Origin of the sequence: Nitrospira sp., from assembly GCA_024998565.1 — a bacterium.
Lineage (GTDB): Bacteria > Nitrospirota > Nitrospiria > Nitrospirales > Nitrospiraceae > Nitrospira_A.
On sequence record JACOEM010000001.1, the window covers coordinates 434,849 to 455,801 of the forward strand.

Here is a 20,953-nt window from a genome sequence, read left to right on the forward strand (position 1 = left end):
GATGGAAGGCCGTCGTTGAATGCGCGTATGTCGCTCTCGCTTGGGGGCATCATTGACGAAGCCCTCGACTCGGCGGGAAATTTATGATCGTGCTGGCTGGATTCATGGAGTCGATATACCAGGCTATATAGTAACTAGTTGGGCACCTCTTACGAACCAGGGGGCTCGGTGAGTCTGGAGTAGTTTTGGTATGCGCCCACTGATTGAGGATGTGTTGGATGTCCTTCGAGAAATCCTCACGGCCTACTCTGCGAGCGGATCAGGGTGTTCTGTGGCGGGCGTTCGTCTGGATGCCGTGCGGAAAGTGGCTGCCCGCGAGCTCGCTGGGCACCGCTTTAAGAACTACGATTCAGCAGAACGGTCTATCCACGATGCATGCACTAGACGTCTGAAGTTGAGCGCACCCGCGTTCGACGCGCGAGTCAACCGTTGGCTTTCTGGTGATCCAGGAGAACTGCAATCCCTTTTAAGGTCAGTGGGTGGGTCCGTCGAGAACCGGGCTGCAGCGGAGTCGCTACTTAGCAAACGAGTTTGCTTCGAACATTCTGTTGCACCCAGGGAGGTGACACCAGGTCCTCCATGTTCAGCAGATCTAATCGCAAGCGACGTCAATGATGCGGCGCATCCCGAGCGACGGGAGACTATTCTGCAGAGACTCATTCGGGATACAGCAACGGCGCGAGACCTCAAGCTACGTCATCATAACCAGTGTCAGATCTGCGGTCTTGCTGTTCCCCTGTGGGAGGGCCAGACATACGCGGAAGCACACCACATCCGGCCCCTTGGTCATCCTCATAATGGTCCCGATTTGCCAAGCAACATGCTTATACTTTGCCCTAATCATCACGCTCAATGTGACCTGGGTGCGATCAGGCTGGATCTCGCGTCGCTCCGTCAGCTTCCCGACCATGTCATCGACACAGAGCACATACGGTATCACAATACGACCATCGCTAAGTGACGGTTGCCTAGCAATGGATCGAAGCCGCCGCTGCTGAGTCATGCCCTTAGTCAGCATGCCACAGTTGGCATACAATGCAGGGTGCGGCTCCTCAAGCTAATGTGTAGAAGCAGGTCTGCGTGGAGAGTCCGACGCCGATGGTGTTCAAAAATTTCTGTCAGCGTTGGCTGCAGAAAACGAACAAACGAGACGTACTTTCTATCGTACGTCTTACCTTTGGTCGTGGTCTTACTACGCCGCTGTGCCGATTAGGCTTTCGAGTGGAATGTGGAGTGTGCGATGGATTCGACGAATCATAGTCAGTGAGAGGCCTCGTTTTTTAGAGAGAATTTCCGACACTCGACCGCGCCCGCCGAGCAATGCCTCCAAGTCCTTTCGGCTCATGCCTAACTGATCCATCCGAAATCGAATCGCTTCAACGGGATCAGGTGGGCTGACTGCGTGACGCTTGGCCTCGTAGGCTTCTACGAGGGTGGTGAGAATGTCCAACTCGTCTCCGGCCTTGGTGTCGGGCTTTGCATCCATCAGGTGTTCGATGCGGAGCAACGCACGCTCATGATCCCGTTTGGTTTTAATAGGAGAAATATTCATGGCTTCTGTACCTCGTCAGACGGTGTGTGCATCGATCTGGTCATACTCTTGATGGGTACCGACGAAACGGATGTAGACAATCCGATAGGCGTAGTTAATCTTCACCACCAATCGGTACTGGTTCCCTGCAATGTTGAATACCGCACGGCTGCCTTGCAGCACACTCGCTGAGCGAAACTGAGATTTAAGCTCAGGCGGGGTTGCCCAATCTGCATGAACCACTTCCTGATGCCACGCTTCTAACGGTCCTCTCGCGCGTGGGTACCGATCCCAGAATGTGTGAAGAGTCCGTTTCGCGATAATACGCACGGGCGCAGTCTATCATGATCCCAGTTTGGGAGCAATTCACGATGACGACTGACAGATCGGCTGCTTAGAGAACTCAACCCGGTCGGCCGGCCATTTCGACATCTCGCTAGTGTCTAGGTTCGAGCAGATTTCGCGAGCGGCCTATCCACCCACTTCTTCCACTCTGTGAGTATAACGCGTGTCATTGCCTTCGATCCCGCTCGAAACCAGTCGGCTTCTCTTTTCGACATGTCTTGTCGTACGGCTCCGATAGCCCCTCGACTTCCCAGATGCACGTTGGCGGTTTCCCGGCCCATCGTATAGAGCAGTTGCCCCTCATCCCGTTTCTTCGGCAGGGTGGTGAGATCGGTTCGTGAGCAGTAGGGAGAGAGCCGCCGTACGATCCAGGTTCCATGGAGTTGCAGAAAGGAATCGACGGACCGGACAGCCTGGTCCACGATCGGCGAGATCGCGCAGCCAGCTGTGCTGCTCTGCCAGCACGAACGGTTGTCCGCTGGACTGCAAACCTTCCAGGTATCCAGTGAGCAGCGCCTCTGCGGCGGCTTTGGGGCTCAGGGTCAGTTGGTCGGTCTTGATGGCCAGCCTGGCGCTGACGGCCAGGCGCAGCAAGTCGTTGGTTTAAGGCAGGACGGCTGCCTCATCGAAGTCGTTGATGCCCCAGACCAGGGGCCTTCCCGGTCCCGCCAGGTTCCAAAGTTTTCGAGGTGAAGATCGCCGATCGCCAACAGGGCAGGTTCCGTTGCGACATCAGGATAGATCGCCGGCACAGCTGCATCCACCGGTAAAAGGTGGCTCGTAGGAACGAGAGCGCGTCCTGGCGCATGACGGCATGTTTGAGCGTGAGGTCTGCCGGGATGAGGGGGCATATGGGTGGCGAGTCATTGCTCGTGGGATCGAGTCGCCTCGTCTAACTGCATCGCCATGATGAATGGCCCTCGGGAAGCGTGAAACAAAGCGGATGCTGAAGAAGTGACGAAGGGGCGGTGCCGGGAATGCGAGGCGTCGCGCGTTACAGCTCCCGGATGGCGCCCTGGAGGACGGTCATCTGGGTCATGGGATCGCCGGAGGCTTGAAGCTCCGTGCGGATCTGGTCTTTGAGGTAACTGGTGTACCCGATCTTGTCGAGGAGGAGGTCGAGGAAACGCTCGGAGGACAGCAGGGTCTGAGCCTTCAGCTCTTCGATGGTCTCGTCGCTCACCGGCACATAGCTGCTGCCGATGTGGAAGATGATGTTGTAGTGGCGGTCTCGTCCGAGCCGTTCAAACCGTAATCCCTTCACGTGCCGTCCTTCCTCTTACAGGCCAACGGGGGCACATTGTAGACAATCGTCGCTGAGAAGACAAGGTCGGCCGCCCGGCCTGCGGGCTCACCAGGCGCGGGTTCGCGGTCAAGACTTGGCGCTCTTTCTGCCGAAATATTCGCGCCGGCTGACGGCGACATCGGAGACGAACATCACGCCCGAATGTCGCTCGAACAGCGGCCGGAGCCCGGCCAGCACCGGTTCCACCTTTTCCTCCGGTACCACCGCCATAATCATGACCAGGCTCTCCTGCTCGCTGAACATGAAGTGGGCTTCACGCACCCCATGATGGCCCTTCCCCGAGATATTGCCGATGATGGTGTAGCCGGTCGCCTCTACTTTGTCCAATAACTCGGTGACAAAGGGCCGGTGTTCACCCGATACGATGACGCGAATTTCTTTCATGGGATGCAACGTCAGTGCGGCCATGTCTCCACTCCTTTGAAAAAAGAGGTCTCTTCCGGGGTGATGCCGGTTGCAATCTATGTGTCACTGGGATTCCTCACGCGGCGCCAGACCCCCGAGGGCATGTAGCGGTACCAGATGCCGTCTTCAGGGTCCAGCGCAGCCAGGTGCACCCACTCGTTGTGATAGAAATGTTGCAGCACCTCGTGCCGCGCAATGAGTTTCTCGATCCGCGGGCGTGAGGCTTCCACCAGCGTCAGGAGGCGCATGGGTTCATGATAGGGCAGGTCGTCGTTCATGACGGTTTGCCGGGCCAGCCCGAGCCGGAGATCGCTCCAGGGGCCGGACATGATGCCGATGCGGCCGACGACGTTATGATAGATCTTGCTTCCGCTTCCATAGACCTCGTTGTCGACGGCCGAGAAATAATGCTCCATGTTGATCCACTGCGCCACCACCTGCGGCGCGGTCAGCAACACTTCCAGCCAGCGGTCCGTCGGATCTTCCCGATAGTCGTATGAGTGAAGGAAGATACGCCCGGCCAGGTTCAATCCCTTGGTCAGCTCCCGGCGGCCGATGATGAAAGTTGTGTTGCCGGACAGGCCCCATTCCGGCCGCACCTGGCTCCAGTCCGCGCTCCGTCCGGCCACATGCGCCGAAGCCTGGTTGAGAGGCAGGACCGTTCCCACATCGGGGAACCGGCTGCAGCGCTCCTGGCTGGTCAGTTGCGCGGCTTCGCGTAAGTCGTCGTACAATCGGGCCACGTCCTTGCGGTGGGTCGGCGGCGCATCTTCGAGATCGAACAGGTGTACCTCGTCCGTCGTGGTATCGACCTGCCCGGCGAGGAAGTGGGTGTCTGACGGGATTTCGATACCGCGTTTCGCCAGCCGTTCCCGCACCGGCGGACGATTGGCCATCGCCGCCAGCACGCGCGCGTTCGGTTTGCCTTCGTTGCCGCCGCAGGCGCCGCAGTCCAGCGCCGACTCGAACGGGTTGTTCTCGGTGGTGCTGCCATGGGCGCAGACGAGCACGAGGCGGGCGAAATTTCTCACCAGGCCCATCATGCGCAGGGCGGTTTCCACGGTCAGAACCTGTTCTTCGAGCGTGAAGCCGGTGCGCGTGATCCGTTCTTTCTGGCGGGAGGCCGCGCGACGATTGATCCGGTAGTGCCGCCGGAGTTCTTCGAGGAAGGCGGTGAGTTGGTCGGCGGAGAGATCGACCGATTTGGCCGCGTCGCTGAGGAACGGTTCCACCGGGGCATCCTCGTCCAGCGCGCGCCGCCGCAGGGCCTCGACGAATTCGGCCTCGACCCGCGATCCATGCAGCCCGAACCGATCGCGCAGCGCTTTCCAGATCAAAGCCCGTTGTTCGGAGACCACCATTTCCTCGGTTTCGGCCGGCGCCAGTTTGTCCACCGTGAGAATCGTGGCGATGGGGGGAACAAATAACCGCCGCACCCAATTGGTCAGCCGCTTGTAGAGGGCGGGCAGCATCGTTTTACCCATCATGGGCAGCGCGTAGAACCAGCCCAGGGATTCCACCATGACATAGGGGGTGACGACGTTCTCCTTCAGATCGTGCAGCAGCGTATGTCCGGCGTGGACCAATTTCGCGCGCGACTGGTGTTTGGACACGTAGTGATCCAGATAGCTGCGGGGGATCTCCCGCACCTCGTTTTTCGCGCGCATGATGACCGGGAACTGCTCGGTCTCGTGTTCTTTGCCCCAGGCCCGATACCGGATAAAGACCGCGAAGAAACCGGCAAACCCGTAGGTGTCGTTTGCGCCGGTCGATTCCAGGTGGCGGCGGAACGGCTCGGAGCGCACATCGATGCAAAAGACCGATTGGGAATGGGGCCGCACCGGCGGATGGTGCTCGGCGGAGACCGGTTGGGGTTTGACCGGCGCGCGCAGCAACATGCCGAAGAGGTGATCCTGATATCCGGCCTCGAAGGCCTTGAGCCACACCGGACCATGCGCGGATTCGGGAAAGGCGTCGATCCAATCCAGCAGGGTGCGAAGGGCCGTCAGCGGACCGTCCATCAACAGCGCCGGAACGATCTCGAGCGCCTGGGCCAGCGTGAGCAGGCGTCGCGCCATGAGCCGCTGCGCAGCCCGTTCGCGGCGCGGTCCGAATTCGATCTGATCGTGATGGGTGAGTGACTCCCATTCAGGGGCGAGGGCCGGCGTGCCCTGCTGCCGGTGTCTCGTGTCGGCATGCAGGCGGGCGACCCGGTCGGCCATGGAGGCGGGAAGTCGTCCGGCGGCCCATTCCTTGTGCATGAAGTACGCATGCGACTGCTGCGCCATGTAGGCCATCACCGCGGGATAGGTCCCTTCGATGCCCAATTCTTCCCGGCAGACTTTCTGGACCAGTTCGCGCACATACCACAAGCGCACGGCGAGAAACTTCACCAGCCCGACGGGGTAGGCCTGCTGCCAGGCATAGCCGGTTTCTTCCGCGCGCCATTTGATGAAGCCGGCCCAACCTGGAAGGGCTGCAAGTTGGAGCGACAGGTAGTCCTGCCGGAATGTCATGGGGATCGCCAGCGTGTCCAGGCAGTCCAATACGGCGTCTTCGGGATGCTCCGGCAGTGCCGTAATTTTCCGGCGGCTGTCCTCAATGCCGCAGGTCGTCCATTCTTTCCCGGCCACCTGCTTCCAGGCGGCGTAGAGGCCCTGGTCCCGACCCGGCATCGGCCAGGTGGCGTGGCCTTCGTCTAGAAACGCTTCGCACCATTTGACCAACTCGCTGTTGATCTGTTCGACGATCCGGGTGCCCAGGGTCTGGTCGCACCAGTTGGAGAGGGTGAGATGATGGCCGAGGGCATCCGAATCCGACCGGACCGTGGCGGCCATCCGTTCCGCCACCGTCGGTGTGGAGAACGAGCCCAGTCGTTCGGCCAGTGCCTCGACCTGCTCCTCGTTCGGCTCCCGTTCCATCAATCGATCGAGTGGTTCGTCGGTCGCGGTGGCCAGTCCATGGGTCAGGCAGGCTCGCAACACTTCACGATGGGCAATGCGGCAGGGGCCAAGATCGACTTCCTGCTCGAGCGCGAGGGGCGCCAGGGCCTCGTCGATATGGCGGACCAGAATCCTGCCCGATTTCAGATAGCGCCGATACATGTCACCGGGGAGATACCCGTTGCCGCCCAGGAATTGGTGGCCACGTCGGACCGTTTCGGTGAACGGGAGATACTCGAGGCTGTGGAGCGGATTGTGATGGACGAAGGTCCGCATCGGCCAATACTGCGCGATGACTTCGCTGGCGAGGCGGATCGTGCCCCGCAGTTCCATGCGGCGGGCTTCGAGGTCTGCCGGGTCGTCGGCGCGGATCACCGGGTCCATGTCCCCTCCTGCATGGCGACAGTGGCCGGAGGTGCCGGTATGTATGAGTCGAAGAATCGCGAAGGGGCCGTGCCGAGGGCCAACAGCAACAACAACAGCAACACCAGCGAGGCGAACTCCGTTTGGCGCAAGTCGTCGTATCGCATATCCACGCGTTGCCGGCCGAAGATGAGTTGTTGCACCAGATCGGTGTAATACCAGGAGGCGGTGAGCCAGACGATCATGACGACGGCAAAGGGCCCGGAGGGTGTAAACGTGGGCAGGAGCAACATGCCCAGGAACCCGGAAAACACGCCGAAGGGCGGCATGCCCAGCGCGGCGAGTGCCAGGAGCGCCAACAACGTGCTGAAGCGCGGCATGGGATAGGCGAGCCCGCCGAGTGCGCGGAGATCGATATCACCATACCGGGCCCGGATGGCATACCAGGCCAGCAGCAGTCCGCTGGCCGCGAGCCCCACGGCACTGAGATAGACCGTCGCTTGCATGGGGGCGGTGCCGGTGTCGGCGACATACCACCAGAGCAGGCCGAAAAACGCGAGGGCGGCGTAGGCAAGCCGCGGGAGCGGGCGCGCCTGAATCAGCGCCCGGAGCGAACCGTAGAGGGCGCCCGCCAACGCCAGAATCGCGACAGTGTGGAGGGCTGTGACGGTCAGGGTCGGGAGCAACGTCAGCAGGGTATGGAACCCGACTGTCGGCAGCAGCAAGGCGAGAAACGCGGGGAGATTGCCGGGTAAGCCGGTCAAGGTCGCAATGAATCCGCTGTGAACGGGTAGGAGCGGCAGCAGCGTGGCGCAGGTGACCAACAGGGCCACCGTCGAGGCCGGTGTCGGGAGCACCAGGGCCAGCGCAGCCGACACCATGCTCAGTCCGTAGGCCGACAGTCCCCGCCAGGTCTCCGGCGTGGCGCCGGATTGATACCGATACAGCAGGATGCAGAGCAAGCCGGGCAGCATCGGGAGCATGACGTCGTGCGCCGGTGCTTGAGCAGTGAGGATGCCCAGTCCCAGTCCCAGCAGCACCAGCGTCGCCGTCCAAGCCGGAGTATTGTCGCGGTGCAACGGTTGGCCGAGGAGCGAAAGAAACGCCGTCAGCGGGAGCAGGCAGAGAAACGGCACACCGGCCAGCGTGTCGCCCAGCGCCCAGGGTGTCCCGATGACGACGAGCAGGCTGGCGACCGTCGTCAGGAGGGCCGAGGTCTTCATCCGCTGGAGCGACGTGCGGAGGAACAGGCTGAGCGCCGCGCCGAGCAAGGGAACGGCCAGGAGTAGCCACGGTGTCATCCAGGTCTTGATCATGACCGGCCTCCGACAGCCCGGGCTGCGCCGTTGTTCGTGTGGCTGCGTTGCATGGTCACGACAACCGCTTTTCCAGGTGATGGGCGACGAGCGTCACGATCCGGCCGAACTTGAGATACAGCTGATCCAGGTACAGGCGGTTCATGAACAGGACATAGAGGCGGACGAGGAAGACGTCGATCCAACCGGGAATTGTGACCGTGCGCCCATGCGCATGCGCATAGAGATAGAACCAGCTGAGGATCGTCAGCACCGTCGTGCCGACCACCAGACTGTCGAAGAGCCGGCCCGGCAGCGCCGCGGCCTTGAAATACGAGGCCACCACCTCCGGATTCGGATACAGAAAATGCGTAAAGCTCTCCACCGCAAAGAGGTATGTGAAGACGACGATGACGAGCGTGACCAGCATGGCGGCGGACACCTTCCAGGAGGCCACGGCCCGAATACGTGTCAGGGAAAGAATCGCCTGCGAGGAAGTGACCCAGATGAAGAACAGGAAAATCACTGTGCCCTGTGAATCGATCAGTGGAATGCGCAAGACGCCGTGCGTGACGAGCAGGATCACGAGCGGCAAGAGCAGCGTCGTCAGGAAGCCGGTCGACCAGGTCAGGTTGGAGAATTCGCTTTCCTCCGTCTCGCGGTCGATCGGCGGAAACGAGGGCTCCTGTCGGGCTTTATGGATCACGTTGCCGCAATTCAGGAAGACGGTGCCCTTGAACAGGCCGTGGGCGATCAGATGGAACACGGCGAGAGAAAACGCGCCCAGCCCGCATTCCATGATCATGTAGCCCATCTGGCCGATCGTCGAAAAGCCGAGCGTCTTCTTGATGTCGTTCTGCGTCAACATCATGGTGGCGCCGAGCATCGCCGTGAGCATGCCGATCACAAACACCACGTGAAGGGTAGCCGGACTCAGTCCGTAGAGCGGGGCCAGACGGTTCAAGAGGAATCCCCCGGCGTTGATGATGCCGGCGTGCAGCAGCGCGTGGATGGGCGTCGGCGCATAGAGGGAGCGCGGCAGCCAGGTGTGGATCGGGAATTGCGCCGACTTGCCCATGGCGCCGACGAAAATCAGCAGGGTCACCGCCGTCACGCCGTTCATCTCCCAGCCGAGGTCCGGCCAAAGGGACAGGGTGACGGGCGTGTCCGCGGCGCGGGCAAACAATGTCTGGAACTCGAATGTGCCGTACAGCGAATAAGCCAAGACGATACCGGCCAGAAACGCCGCATCGCTGAGCCGCAACATCGTAAACGTGTTCGCCGCGCCGGACAGGGTGGCGGCATGCCCGTGGTTGTGCGCGAGCAGGAACAGCAGCCAGGAGAGGATCTGCCAGAAGACAAATAACATGACCAGGTTCGCGCTGGACACCATGCAGAGGAGCACCGCGGTCGTGATGCCGAGCATCCCGAGATACCGGCGATATCCGCGATCCTGATACATGTAGCCCATGGAATAGCGGTAGATGAGCATGGTCACGCCGGTGATGAGGACCATCATGACTGCGCTGAGCCGGTCGATATAGAACCCGATGGGGAAGGCAAGATTGGCGACGGAGGCCGTATCGTAGAACTGGATGGTGATCGGATCTCCGGAGGTGACCGCCACCAGGGCGATGAGGGACCCGAGAAATGCCGCCGCGACGGGGAGCAACCCGGCTCTGGCATTCTGGTCCTGCTCCGCACGATCGCCGGTCATCACGATGAAGGCCGTCAACAACGGCAACAGCGGGACGAGCGCGAGAAACGACATGCCGACCCCATGGCACTCATGAAAAGAAACAGGCCAGCCGACGGTCCTTGCAACAAGGAACCAACGACTGGCCTGCACTGTCCCCGGCCTTTCCCTGAAGGGAAACACCGGCAAGACCCTACTGCCTGTCTCATCACATCCATGTGGTGGGTCCGGGCCACGCGCGATTCACGGCCTCTCGGCGGCACCACCGGAAAACTACGGTAGATGTAGCCGCGCGCCTTCGTAATTGCAAGTAAAAAGTCGGCGCAGCAGGGCTTGGTGGCAAGACCGATGGGCCTGGTCGCCGGCGTCGTGCCGGACCGTTTGCCGACAGCGGTTGAAGGGGGTTGGAGTCTGCACATGGCGGTGACTATAATCGGCCGCGCGTTGTCTCGATCAACCATTCAGAAGGATCTATTGCCTGTGGCGAGCAAGGGAGAGAAGGAAGCCGCTGTCCGGACGGCCATCATCAAGTTCGAGCAGGAATTTCTGGGCCGCGGCCCGGATGAGGTTCGCGTCTTCATTGTGCGGGACATGCTTGTCGTGCGGTTGAAGGGGGTGCTGACACCCGCAGAACGCCAGCTGGCCAAAACGGCCGAGGGCATCGATATGGTGAAACGACTTCGGCAGAACCTCATCGCGCAAGGTCGGGAGCGCCTCTGTGAACAGGTGATGGATCTGATCGGTGCGAAAGTGACGGCGCTGTTTACCGACATCGACACCGTGGTCGGGGAGCGCATTTTTGTCTTCACGTTGGAATCGGACATCGAAGCCAATTTCCGGTAGCTCCAAGGTCAGGAAGCGCGATGACAGCCCACAGTCTCGAAACCCTCACGTTCGATAACAGCTATGCGCGTCTGCCGGAGGTCTTCTACGCCAAGGTGAACCCGACGCCCTTCTCGGCCGCGCCGTTTCTCATCAACGCGAACCGGGCCGCGATGGAGTTGCTCGACCTCGACCCGGCGGAAGCGGCGCGACCCGAGTTCGCCGGGGTGTTCGGCGGGAGCCTGCTCATTCCCGGCATGGAACCGCTCGCCATGCTCTACTCCGGCCACCAGTTCGGCGTCTATGTGCCGCAACTCGGCGATGGCCGCGCGATTCTGCTCGGGGAAGTGAAGAACGGGCGAGGGGAACGCTGGGATCTGCATCTGAAGGGCGCGGGCATGACGCCGTTTTCTCGGGACGGGGATGGGCGTTCGGTGCTCCGTTCGGCCATCCGTGAATATCTCTGTTGCGAAGCGATGCATGGACTCGGCATCCCCACGACACGCGCGCTGTGTCTGGTCGGCAGCGACGACAAGGTCTATCGCGAACAGGTTGAAACCGGGGCGACGATCGTCCGGATGGCCCCGTCGCATGTGCGCTTCGGCACGTTCGAAATTTTCTACTACCGGAAGCAGCACGAGCACCTGCAGCGGTTGGCCGATTACACCATCGAGATGCATTTCCCTGAACTTGCGCAGGCAGTCGACAAGTATGCCCGCTTCTTTGCCGGGGTGGTCCAGCGCACGGCGAAACTGATCGCGCACTGGCAAGCGGTCGGCTGGTCACATGGCGTGCTCAATACCGACAATATGTCGATCCTGGGCCTCACGCTGGACTATGGCCCCTACGGTTTCATGGATGACTACGACCCCGGCTTTATCTGCAACCACTCGGACTATAACGGGCGCTACGCCTTCAACCAGCAGCCCTACATTGGACTCTGGAACCTGAGTTGCCTGGCGCAAACCCTGCTGCCGTTTGCGCCCAAGGAAGAGCTGAAAGCCGCGCTCGATGGTTACCAGACCAGCGTGGATCGGCACTATCACAACCACATGCGCGCCAAATTGGGATTGGTAGAGGACCGCGCGGAAGATGAGGCCCTGCTGCAAGAACTGAAATCGCTCATGGTGGGAAGCCGGGTCGATTACACGATCTTCTGGCGTGAATTGGGCACATTTTCATCCGATGCGGGGGCGAAGAACGAACGGCTGCGGGAACATTTCCTGAATCCGGAACGGTTCGATGCCTGGGCCGTTCAGTATTGCGACCGGTTGAAGAGCGAGCAAAGCCGCGACGACGAGCGGCGGAGCCGCATGGATCAGGTGAATCCCAAATACGTGCTGCGTAACTATCTCGCCCAAGGGGCCATTGAGAAGGCCCAGCAGAAGGACTATTCCGAGGTCGAACGGTTGCTGACCCTGCTGCAGCAGCCCTACACAGAACAACCCGGCATGAATTCCTACGCCGCCGCGCCCCCGAACTGGGGCAAGCACCTCAGCGTCAGCTGCTCGTCGTAGCCTCTCGTTTTCCTTCATCCGCATTATCTATTTGGATACGCGCTGTATCCACGTCGATACATTGTCCTACGTACGGTTCGCACGACTGTGTCAGAAACGGCCGATTTCGCTTCGGTTCAGCCATCCGAAAAGTGGCACATTCCATGCTGAATCACCCTAGTGGTAACGGGGTATGTCAACGAACCCGAGGCCTGAAGACAAGGATTGCCCATGGCGTTCAAGGGCGACGATTCCACCCTATCCTTGGCCACGACGGTCACTCTGGCCCTCGCCGTGGCCGCTATGGTGCTCACCAAGAACCCGCTGCAGAGTTCGCGGCCGTCCGGTCCCGGCACGGGACTGCCCCAAACGACGGGAGAATTGAAAGTTCCAGCCAGGCTCTGGGAAGACCCCTTCGCCGCAGTCGAGAAGGCTGTCGAAGCTCAACGACAGATCTCGGTTCAGGTCACGGTCGACGACAAGAAGCTCGGCCTGGTGACCGCGACGGTCGCCCAACAGGCGCAAGGAAACGACGGTCTGAAGAGTCTGCGCAGCAAAATCAGTGAAGCCGACAGCAAATCAATCCTGGTGTTGGTGGTGATGACCCAAGGCGGATCATCGGTCGAGGCCGGCGAGGTGCGTATTCGGGACCGCTACGCGGTAAGTGCCGCGCTGGAAGCGGGCTGTTTCGCTCCGGACAAGGGTGAGTCGCTGTCGTACTTCAGGTGGGATTTTCCGAAGGCAGTCCAAGCCGAATTCGCTGGTGCCTCGAATCGGCTCAAACCTGTGTCAGGTCTCAAAACAGGCCCCAACTCGGTACAGCAATACACGCCCTATGAATGGTACGAGCGAAGCGTCATTGGTACCTGTCTTCCACTGAGTGAGTCATCCTGGAATCCCGACCTGGTGTTAGTCCTATGGGTGAAAGCGCAAGAAGGCGAGGATAGGATTCTAGCTCGTATCAGTGCGCTTGTTTCGAAATTCCCGTATCTCTCAGTCAGACTTGTCGGCCCTCGTACATCGTCTGAATTTCGGAGCATTCTCAAGGAAATCGGGAAGGAGTATAGCCGCCCATCGAAGCACTGGAGCGTGTGGAAGCGAGACCCGAAAGAGTCGTACAGCTGGCAGAAGTCGGGGAAAAGTATGCCAGTGTATTCCCCCTGGGCGACGGCCATGCCAAGTCTTCTCCTCCGCGGACTGAAAGAGGAAGGGAGCGGGCAGGCTTGCCAAAGCAACGTAGAGTGCGAGAAGGCACTCAAGCAACCGCTGGAGAGGGCCGGTTTGGTTCTCTCTTACCGCATCACCAGCGACGAAGTTCTTTTCGAATCCGTCCTGGAGGAACTGGAGCGGCGACTGATCAGGATCGGGCAAGACCGGATCGTATTGATCGGCGAATGGGATTCATTTTATGCCCGTGCCCTCCCGCTCACTTTTACCGCCGCCGCCTGTCAGCACATGCCTCAACGCTCGAAAGAGTTGCTGAAAATCACATGTAATGACACCCAAACAGGGATCGCCAACCTGCTTAATGCTACGCTGTCGCCTAAAGATCTCAACATTGTGCAATACAGTTACCTGAGTGGTCTGGATGGCGAAACCGCGGAGGATCAAACCAAACGGGCCAAGTCCAAAGAAGAGGATAAATCGAAGGATCGGGACAAGGGGGAAGGCAAGGGTGCGTTCCGTGACATCGATTCCTACGAGCGTCCGGAGGGACAGGCGCAACTCGATTATGTCCGGCGCCTGGTGACGCGTATCAAGGCCGAATGCGAGGACAACAGCAAGAAGAATGGTGACCCCCCAAAAAAGGTCGACGAACGACATGGGAAGGTCAAGGCCATTGGAATCCTCGGCCGAGATCCCTATGACGCGCTGCTGATCCTCCAAGCCCTACGGGAAGAATTTCCGAACGCCCTGTTCTTCGCGACCGACCTGGATGCACGGTATTTTCACGCAGATGAGCAGAAATGGACGCGCAACCTCATCGTGGCCTCCCAGTTCGGCCTCCAGCTGGCGCCCTCGCTGCAACAGAGCATCCCCCCTTTCCGCAGTTCGCTCCAAACCTCCACGTTCTTTGCCGTGCTGCAAGCGATCGGTCGAGTTGCGTCGTGGCCGCAGAATGACACGATTCCACCCCGTCTTTTCGAAATCGGGCGCCATGGTGCGGTCGATCTGAGCCCTGTGGGGCAGGTGAAGGATTTGCCCACCATTCATCCGGATCGAATCGATGTCGATAGCAAGACCGGGAGATTCAATCCGCCGCCGTACATCGGTCTTCTCTGGATCGTCGGACTGACTCTCGGGTTTTTGGCGCTCTGGGGCTACGGCCGGCTGTGGAATTGGATGACGGCACGGGACGAGCCAGATCCCACCAAGCGCCGCCTTGAATGGATCCTGCGCTCAGCCTGGGTCGCCATCCCCATCGTCATGGCCTTGTTGTTTTCGTGTCAGATCTTCCATCTCCCCAATTATGCTGAAGAGGAGCCCTTCTCTTGGACCGACGGTGTAAGCATTTGGCCGACGGAAGCCCTGCGGCTGGCCGCCTTTTGCCTCTGCCTGTTTTTCCTCCTCAAGGCCCGTGCCGATTCCGCTCGCAACATCGATGAGCTCACGAAATCTTTTTCCCCGAATTTACCGCCTCAGCTCAGGGCCGATGGATGGCAGGACGGATTGAAAGGATTCTGGAGCGATTTGCATTGGATGTTCCACGGCTCCAAGCAGGACCAAGCGAGCGACGCGGGCGATCTCTGGACACGCTACTGTCGCGCCCACAGATGGCGTCCACGTGGGGGACGGATTGCGCTGGGATTGGGGATCTATGTCCTCCTTCTCGGGCCGTTGGTGTGGGTCATGAACGGCGGTGAGTTCCGCCTCTCCGTACCCTGTCGCGGTACGTTCAGCTGTGCCGTTGACTCAATTGCCCTCACTGCGAGTGTCGTTTCATTCCTCATTTTGAATCTGGCTCTGCTGGACGCGGTGATCCTCTGCACCAAATGGATTCAGGAAATGCCGGCGGCTTCGGGTACGTTGACCTCGATGCAGAAGATCCGCCTCATCGTCGAGCGGAGCACAGTCGTGAATCGACGGGTTCGCCATCCCTTCCTGGTGCTGTTTCTGTTGATCGCCGCCAGGAACCACTACTTCGACAATTGGGACTTCCCGCCCGTGTTGATCCTGGCCCTGACGGTGAATAGCCTGGTGGCCATCACCAGTGCCAGCCTGTTATATCTGGCGGCGGTCGGAGCGAAGCGGCGGATACTTACATCTATTCAAGAACAACTTGATCGGGCCATGGCTCGAATTGAAGATAGAGGTCTTAGTCCGATCAAGGTAGCTTCAGGGCATTCGAGCGACCGCTTACGCCAGATCATCACCGACATCGACGGTGTGCAACAGGGAGCGTTCGTCCCCTTCTATCAGCAGCCGATGGTGCAAGCGACCCTGGTTGCCGCGCTCGCCTTCCTGCAATACTGGTATCTCGGCCAATAATTTCATTACACTGGGTGAGATGCCTGTCTGAGAGACGGCCTGCCTGGGCATTGACGCCGCGACAGGTCTGACGAAGGAGTGGTAGCCAGATGCGTGTAGATAAACTCGGCGGCCTCACGGTTCGCCTGACGGGCGGCACTGACGATAAGGGCGGGGGCCACGGCCTGCTGGTGGTGCTGCTCCATGGTTTCGGTGCGCCGGGCGACGATCTCGTGCCGCTCAGCGAATATCTCGATGCGCCCACCGGGACACGCTTTCTGTTTCCTGAAGCGCCGATTTCCATTCCGATGGGCTTCGGCGATTCGCGCGCCTGGTGGATGATCGACATGGCTCGTATCCAAGCCGATCGAGCGGCGGGCAAAGTGCGAGACATGTCCGGCGAAATCCCGCGCGGGCTGACCGAAGCACGCGAGCGCATGACAGCGCTGCTGGATGAGATACAAAAGAAACTCGGCGCCGATCCCAAGCGTACGGTGTTAGGCGGCTTTTCACAGGGGGCGATGCTGTCCTGTGACGCACTGCTCCACAGCACGCAGCCCTATGCCGGACTCATCCAGCTTTCCGGGACCCTGGTGGCGAAACAGGAGTGGGCGCCGTTGCTGATGAAACGCAAAGGCCTCCCGCTGTTTCAGAGCCACGGCACTCAGGATCCGATCCTGCCCTACGCGATGGCAGAACGGTTGCGGGATGAATTTCTGCAAGCCGGTGTGTCGGTCGATTGGCAGCCGTTTCGGGGCGGCCATGAAATTCCGGAGCCGGTGTTGCGCAAGCTGGGCAGTTTTCTCTTGAAGGCCGTGAGATAGGCGCGGGATGGATCCGTTCACACTCACCGGTGCCGATGGCGCCCTTCTCCGCGGCGATCGTATCGTCGGCAAGGACCGCCAGCTTCTTTTCATCACCGGGTTTCTCTCCAAACGGTGGGGCAACAAGAGCAAGGCGCTGGCGCAATGGTGTCAGGAGCGAGGTTGGGGATTCTGCTGCTTCGACTTTCGCGGTTGGGGCGACTCGGGCGGTGTGTGGGGTGAATATCGTCTGCTGCAATGGCTGGAAGACGCCGAATCCGTTACGAATCTGTTGGCAGACGGGCCGCCGGTGACGATCGTCGGAAACTCCCTCGGTGGATGGCTGGCCTGGCTGGTCGCGCAGGAGCAACCGGCGGTGGAAGAATTGATTCTCATCGCCCCGGCGTTCAATATGATGGATCTGCGCGCGGCTCAGATTTCCAACGAGCGGCGTGAACAGTGGCAGGCGACCGGCTCCATGCCCTGGGACGACGAGCCCATGCACAGAGAGGCGCCGATTCCCTGGCATTGGGTCGAGGACAGCCAGGCCCTCTGGAGCCGTCGTTTCACCATGCCGCGTCGCGTCAAGACAACCATCCTGCATGGACTACAGGATGCGGTGATCAGGCCCGACGGCAGCTGGGGCTTCGTGCAGCAGGTGCTGTCGCAGGATCCGGAGTTCTCCATCGAATTGCTGCTGAAAACCGGCGATCATCGGCTGAGCAGCCCGGAGCATTTGGAGACGTTTCGTAGGTTGGTGGTCCGCGCCTAGCACGACGGAATACGAGCCTCCGGCACCTCCTTCATTGCTCGAATTTTCTTTTCATCCCACCGAAGATCCGTAGACTCGTAACAGAATGGGTCATGCAATACGAGGGCTGAAGTCTTTCAGCCATGCCCATGGTCTGCTCACGGAAGGTCGATCTATGGCTCAGTTTCGTCGATCACTCGTTCCGGTGATGTTGCTGGCCTGTCTGGTGTTGAGCCACGCTTCGGGGTGTGCTGTGTTTTCTGATCTGAAGAAGGAGAGGGAATCGCCGAAAGCACTTCCCGGATCCTTGCTCGCTCAGAAGAGCGAGGATTTTTTGTATGACAAGTCCGTGAGAGCCTATCGCTATCTTCCAAAGGAAACGAGACAGCCCGGGACATTGAAGCCTGGAACCGTCGTGCGGGATCCGGTGGGGAGAAAGATCCAGCATGAGGAGGATCTACAGGTGCTGTTTGAGCCGATCGACAGCAGGTTCTCGACCGGCGAGACAGTCACGATGTGGACGGGTGTCGGCATAGCAGGGGCGGCCGCGGTCGCAGGAGTGATTGTGTTCTTTCCCTGCGTCGTGGCGATGAGCGTCGTAGGACTGGTGCTCGGAATTCCGTCCCTGCCGGTGTCCACGAGTCTGGAGGCGACGTATGTGACAGAGGCGCAACAAGCCTACATGCAGGGACGGACGGAATTCCTGGCCGGTTCCTATGAACGAGCCCTCGCGAGCTGGGACCATGCCGAAGAAATCATGCCGTCCCTGCGAGCCTATTCAGATGTGAACTACTGGCGTGGTCGGACCTTCGATGCGCTCGCTAGGCCTCGCGTCGCAGCCATCGCCTACGGGGACTTTCTCGCCTATTCGGAATCGGTCGTGCCCTCGTATTTCAAGCCACAGCTTCCAGATGATTCGTCATGGACAGAGAAGGCCGATCGGGCTGAGGCGCGAATCTCCGAGGTCATGAGGGATTCCGTGAAACGTGCCAAGGCGGTTGCCGCCAGGCCTGGAGGGGCGCTGTATGAATAGCGGGCAAAACCCTGTCGCTACTGAACCGGTCAGCGGGACGAGGAGGGTAGGCGTGACGCTCTGGAATGCGGCGACGACGGGTATTGGATGCGGACTGGTTCTTGCGCTGTCTGGCTGCATTTCGTTGCCGGGCTTTTCCGATCTCAGGGAGCTCCCGGGCTTCCAAGATGCACTGGTCAGGGAGGATGTCTTTTTCGATCAAGCCATTCTTGCCTATCGCAGCACGACGCGCGGAGCTCCGAACGGCCAGGTGTTGCGCAATGCTGCGGGAACGAAAATTCAAACTGAACAGGATCTGGACCGCCTGTTCGCGAGCAAGGAGCACAAGGTGGTCGGTGCCGGGACAAAATCGGCTGCCTATTTGCTTGCAGGCCTCTACCTGCCCTATAACGCTGTGACAGGCGCTTTGTGGATTGTCCCTTCAGTGCCGCTGCTGGCGACGGCTCCTGTCATCAATAAGGCGGTGGATGAGGCAGCGGAGGCAGATTGCCGGTCAGGACAGGCCCACTTCGCGACCGGTGAATTTTCCGAAGCGTTGCGGGACTGGAATCGGGCAAAAATCATACTGCCGACCCTGCAAACAGAGTCAGATATCGACTACTGGAGAGGGCGAGCGCTTGAGGAAGAGGGCCGACATGCCGAGGCATTCCTCGCGTATCATCTGTTCCTCAGATACTCGGAACGCACGTGGCCGGACTTTTTTCGGCAACGTGAGCCTGACGAGATGACCTGGAGAAACGTGGCGGCCGATATTGAACAGCGGCTGGATGTCATGAACGCTGCGCGGTAAGGCCGCAGGAAGTAAAATATATGTTAGTCCTGATCCATAAAGAATGTGGTGGTCCGGCATTGGATGAGTCGCCCGTCGGCGAAGTGTGCGCGATTCCGGTCAGTCAGTTTCCATTCACCTGCTTCACCTGTTTGGAAGAAATTGTGGACGAATCAGAATTACGGCTCACCCAGGACTTGGGTATTTGATAGGGCCGAGAAAGTAGAGGTTTCGTGTCGTCATCGTTAGGAGCACATAACAGCGGCCCGGACTCGGAAGGTCCTGACGTTCCCGAGCCGCCCCACGCCGAAAAAGCGAGGACGTTAGTCTATTTGCAGCAGACGGGCGGCCTTTCGACCCTCTCGCGTAAACAACCAGGCTGGCCCTTCGGGTCCGTCATGCCCTATGGCCTCGACGACCAGGGGCAACCGTTGTTTCTCATCAGCACCATGGCGATGCACACGCAAAACCTCCTCGGCGATCCGCGCGCCAGCCTCCTGATCACCCCGCCGGAAAGCCAGCGAGATCCGCTGGGCGCGGCCAGGGTGACGCTGATGGGATCGGTGACGCGTGTGTCGAAGGATGACAGCGCGCCGGTTCGCGAACGTTACCTGGCGCGACATGCCAACGCGGCCTATTGGGTGGATTTCAACGACTTCGGCTTCTTTCGTATGGCGATAGCGGACATTTATTTCGTCGGCGGGTTCGGCTCGATGGGCTGGGTGGCACCGGCTGACTACATGGCGGCTGCCGTGGATCCGTTGGTGGACACCGCGTCCGAACTTATCCGCGAGATCAATACCGCACAGCAGGAGACGCTGCTGCTCCTCGCGCGCGTCTGCGGCAATCTTGATGCGCAGCAGGCCAGCATCACGACCATGGACCGGTTGGGGTTTCACCTGCGCGTCAAAACACCAGACCGGATGCAGGGCGGACGATTTGCCTTCACCGATCCTGTGCGCAATGCGGAAGAGGCTCGCGCCGGTCTTGCCGACCTGGCAGCGAAGGCCAGTGTTGGAGCCCAAGTGCTGCACTCCCTCTAACTGGTGAAGTGAGTTATTTCGTCCCCGGCGGTATTGTCTGTGAGGGCTAGGGTGACTACTTTGCGTCGATCGCTCTGAACTCTTCGACTGGAGTGAAGTCCATGCCTCGCACGCCTGCCTCTTTCAGGGCGGTCCTAATTTCTTGAGAGATAATTGTGGCACGCCAGGCGCTCGCTCCACTTCCAAAGTATTCACGTGTTTTGACCATGTGGGACGCCAGGCTAGTCCGAAGCGCTGGGAAGAATCCTCTGGTAACGGGTAGATGCTTGATGCGGCCACAAAGCTGGCAACGCGAGACATTCAAGCGGCCAGTCATAATCGGAACAGTCTCTCGCACGACTAATTGCACGACAGTCCGGAGCTCCTGGCCTTTTCTATTCTGCACAGGACGACACTCCACTCCAAATGGCTTGAAGACGGTGGCCCAGACGTCCGGGGTCGAAAAAAACTCGTCAAAGACCCAGTTCAGTTGCAGCATGCCTCTTCGACCCCACTTGGGTTCGCCTCGCATTTGGAATGGGGCCTGTTGGACCTTCCCGATACCACACTGATCGCAGTAGTCGCTAAGGTCATAGGTTGCGGTGAGGTACCCGAATTCATCCTCATTCGGTTGTGGATAGCCGTAGTGCCATTGCGGGTCTAGCTCCAGCCACTTGGCCCTCGAAATTTCGCCGTGCGAAAATGTCGTTCGGATCGAGTCGGTGAATCCGTGAGCGGCCATCCATTGCTGGATGGCGGGCCACCGCTCGTCTGATTCATCGATCTCAAACATGATCAAATTAAGAGGGTCTGGCACGACCACAACCCCCAATGAAGCCAAAGTTTCGAGTATCTGTGATGTTGCCTTCTCAAAAATTCGGTGGAAAATCTTCATAGTTGATTAGG

19 protein-coding genes are annotated in these 20,953 nt (G+C 59.7%); 10 read left to right on the plus strand and 9 right to left on the minus strand.

The annotated features are described in order from the left end of the window. Positions 1–190 precede the first annotated feature (190 nt). A complete protein-coding gene (locus tag H8K11_02240; GenBank protein ID MCS6262549.1) occupies positions 191–961 on the plus strand; it encodes an HNH endonuclease in 771 nt (256 codons plus the stop codon). Between the two features lie 231 nt (positions 962–1,192). Here H8K11_02240 and H8K11_02245 read toward each other — a convergent pair whose 3' ends face one another. The 8 genes from H8K11_02245 to H8K11_02280 all read right to left on the minus strand — a co-directional run bounded on the left by H8K11_02245 (position 1,193) and on the right by H8K11_02280 (position 9,958). After that, on the minus strand, positions 1,193–1,552 hold the full coding sequence (locus H8K11_02245) for a helix-turn-helix domain-containing protein (GenBank protein MCS6262550.1): 360 nt from the start codon (positions 1,550–1,552) through the stop codon (positions 1,193–1,195). Positions 1,553–1,567: 15 nt separating this feature from the next. Then, positions 1,568–1,861, minus strand: coding sequence for a type II toxin-antitoxin system HigB family toxin (locus H8K11_02250; protein MCS6262551.1), 294 nt, complete (start codon positions 1,859–1,861; stop codon positions 1,568–1,570). Positions 1,862–2,176: 315 nt separating this feature from the next. Further along, positions 2,177–2,470, minus strand: a complete 294-nt coding sequence (locus H8K11_02255; GenBank protein MCS6262552.1) for a hypothetical protein — start codon at positions 2,468–2,470, stop codon at positions 2,177–2,179. Between the two features lie 400 nt (positions 2,471–2,870). Beyond that, positions 2,871–3,140, minus strand: a complete 270-nt coding sequence (locus H8K11_02260) for a hypothetical protein (GenBank protein MCS6262553.1) — start codon at positions 3,138–3,140, stop codon at positions 2,871–2,873. Between the two features lie 108 nt (positions 3,141–3,248). After that, positions 3,249–3,590, minus strand: coding sequence for a DUF190 domain-containing protein (locus H8K11_02265; protein ID MCS6262554.1), 342 nt, complete (start codon positions 3,588–3,590; stop codon positions 3,249–3,251). A gap of 53 nt (positions 3,591–3,643) precedes the next feature. Then, entirely contained in the window at positions 3,644–6,913 is a 3,270-nt protein-coding gene (locus H8K11_02270; protein MCS6262555.1) for a DUF2309 domain-containing protein, read from the minus strand. After that, positions 6,901–8,208 carry a hypothetical protein gene (locus tag H8K11_02275; GenBank protein ID MCS6262556.1) on the minus strand — a complete coding sequence of 436 codons (1,308 nt, stop codon included), beginning with the start codon at positions 8,206–8,208 and terminating at the stop codon, positions 6,901–6,903. The genes H8K11_02270 and H8K11_02275 overlap by 13 nt, the downstream gene beginning before the upstream one ends. A gap of 55 nt (positions 8,209–8,263) precedes the next feature. Beyond that, positions 8,264–9,958, minus strand: a complete 1,695-nt coding sequence (locus H8K11_02280) for an NADH-quinone oxidoreductase subunit L (protein MCS6262557.1) — start codon at positions 9,956–9,958, stop codon at positions 8,264–8,266. A gap of 342 nt (positions 9,959–10,300) precedes the next feature. On the opposite strand from H8K11_02280, the gene H8K11_02285 reads away from it, so the two are divergent. The 9 genes from H8K11_02285 (at position 10,301) to H8K11_02325 (ending at position 20,068) form a co-directional block, all read left to right on the plus strand. After that, complete coding sequence (locus tag H8K11_02285) at positions 10,301–10,726, plus strand: DUF2294 domain-containing protein (protein MCS6262558.1); 426 nt, start codon at positions 10,301–10,303, stop codon at positions 10,724–10,726. A 20-nt stretch (positions 10,727–10,746) separates the two neighbouring features. Next, on the plus strand, positions 10,747–12,222 hold the full coding sequence (locus H8K11_02290) for a YdiU family protein (GenBank protein ID MCS6262559.1): 1,476 nt from the start codon (positions 10,747–10,749) through the stop codon (positions 12,220–12,222). Between the two features lie 210 nt (positions 12,223–12,432). After that, positions 12,433–15,690, plus strand: a complete 3,258-nt coding sequence (locus tag H8K11_02295; protein MCS6262560.1) for a hypothetical protein — start codon at positions 12,433–12,435, stop codon at positions 15,688–15,690. A gap of 89 nt (positions 15,691–15,779) precedes the next feature. Beyond that, positions 15,780–16,493: an esterase gene (locus H8K11_02300; protein MCS6262561.1), complete on the plus strand. Its 714-nt coding sequence runs from the start codon at positions 15,780–15,782 to the stop codon at positions 16,491–16,493. 7 nt (positions 16,494–16,500) lie between these two features. Then, the gene (locus H8K11_02305) at positions 16,501–17,244 is read left to right on the plus strand and encodes an alpha/beta fold hydrolase (GenBank protein MCS6262562.1); all 744 of its coding nucleotides are present in this window, start codon (positions 16,501–16,503) and stop codon (positions 17,242–17,244) included. 154 nt (positions 17,245–17,398) lie between these two features. Then, positions 17,399–18,256 (plus strand): hypothetical protein, encoded by an 858-nt coding sequence (locus tag H8K11_02310; GenBank protein MCS6262563.1) that lies wholly within the window; start codon positions 17,399–17,401, stop codon positions 18,254–18,256. Between the two features lie 52 nt (positions 18,257–18,308). Then, a complete protein-coding gene (locus tag H8K11_02315; protein ID MCS6262564.1) occupies positions 18,309–19,046 on the plus strand; it encodes a hypothetical protein in 738 nt (245 codons plus the stop codon). A gap of 20 nt (positions 19,047–19,066) precedes the next feature. Continuing rightward, entirely contained in the window at positions 19,067–19,234 is a 168-nt protein-coding gene (locus tag H8K11_02320) for a hypothetical protein (protein ID MCS6262565.1), read from the plus strand. Between the two features lie 24 nt (positions 19,235–19,258). Then, positions 19,259–20,068: a pyridoxamine 5'-phosphate oxidase family protein gene (locus H8K11_02325; GenBank protein ID MCS6262566.1), complete on the plus strand. Its 810-nt coding sequence runs from the start codon at positions 19,259–19,261 to the stop codon at positions 20,066–20,068. Positions 20,069–20,123: 55 nt separating this feature from the next. Here H8K11_02325 and H8K11_02330 read toward each other — a convergent pair whose 3' ends face one another. Beyond that, entirely contained in the window at positions 20,124–20,942 is an 819-nt protein-coding gene (locus H8K11_02330; protein ID MCS6262567.1) for a hypothetical protein, read from the minus strand. Positions 20,943–20,953: the final 11 nt, after the last annotated feature.

What these genes read in the sequence shown, in the direction of transcription:
- H8K11_02240 (MCS6262549.1), top strand. Translation starts at nt 191, where the DNA reads ATGCGCCCACTGATTGAGGATGTGTTGGATGTCCTTCGAGAAATCCTC.
- H8K11_02245 (MCS6262550.1), bottom strand. Translation starts at nt 1,552, where the DNA reads ATGAATATTTCTCCTATTAAAACCAAACGGGATCATGAGCGTGCGTTG.
- H8K11_02265 (MCS6262554.1), bottom strand. Translation starts at nt 3,590, where the DNA reads ATGGCCGCACTGACGTTGCATCCCATGAAAGAAATTCGCGTCATCGTA.
- H8K11_02270 (MCS6262555.1), bottom strand. Translation starts at nt 6,913, where the DNA reads ATGGACCCGGTGATCCGCGCCGACGACCCGGCAGACCTCGAAGCCCGC.
- H8K11_02275 (MCS6262556.1), bottom strand. Translation starts at nt 8,208, where the DNA reads ATGATCAAGACCTGGATGACACCGTGGCTACTCCTGGCCGTTCCCTTG.
- H8K11_02280 (MCS6262557.1), bottom strand. Translation starts at nt 9,958, where the DNA reads ATGTCGTTTCTCGCGCTCGTCCCGCTGTTGCCGTTGTTGACGGCCTTC.
- H8K11_02285 (MCS6262558.1), top strand. Translation starts at nt 10,301, where the DNA reads ATGGCGGTGACTATAATCGGCCGCGCGTTGTCTCGATCAACCATTCAG.
- H8K11_02290 (MCS6262559.1), top strand. Translation starts at nt 10,747, where the DNA reads ATGACAGCCCACAGTCTCGAAACCCTCACGTTCGATAACAGCTATGCG.
- H8K11_02295 (MCS6262560.1), top strand. Translation starts at nt 12,433, where the DNA reads ATGGCGTTCAAGGGCGACGATTCCACCCTATCCTTGGCCACGACGGTC.
- H8K11_02300 (MCS6262561.1), top strand. Translation starts at nt 15,780, where the DNA reads ATGCGTGTAGATAAACTCGGCGGCCTCACGGTTCGCCTGACGGGCGGC.
- H8K11_02305 (MCS6262562.1), top strand. Translation starts at nt 16,501, where the DNA reads ATGGATCCGTTCACACTCACCGGTGCCGATGGCGCCCTTCTCCGCGGC.
- H8K11_02310 (MCS6262563.1), top strand. Translation starts at nt 17,399, where the DNA reads ATGGCTCAGTTTCGTCGATCACTCGTTCCGGTGATGTTGCTGGCCTGT.
- H8K11_02320 (MCS6262565.1), top strand. Translation starts at nt 19,067, where the DNA reads ATGTTAGTCCTGATCCATAAAGAATGTGGTGGTCCGGCATTGGATGAG.
- H8K11_02330 (MCS6262567.1), bottom strand. Translation starts at nt 20,942, where the DNA reads ATGAAGATTTTCCACCGAATTTTTGAGAAGGCAACATCACAGATACTC.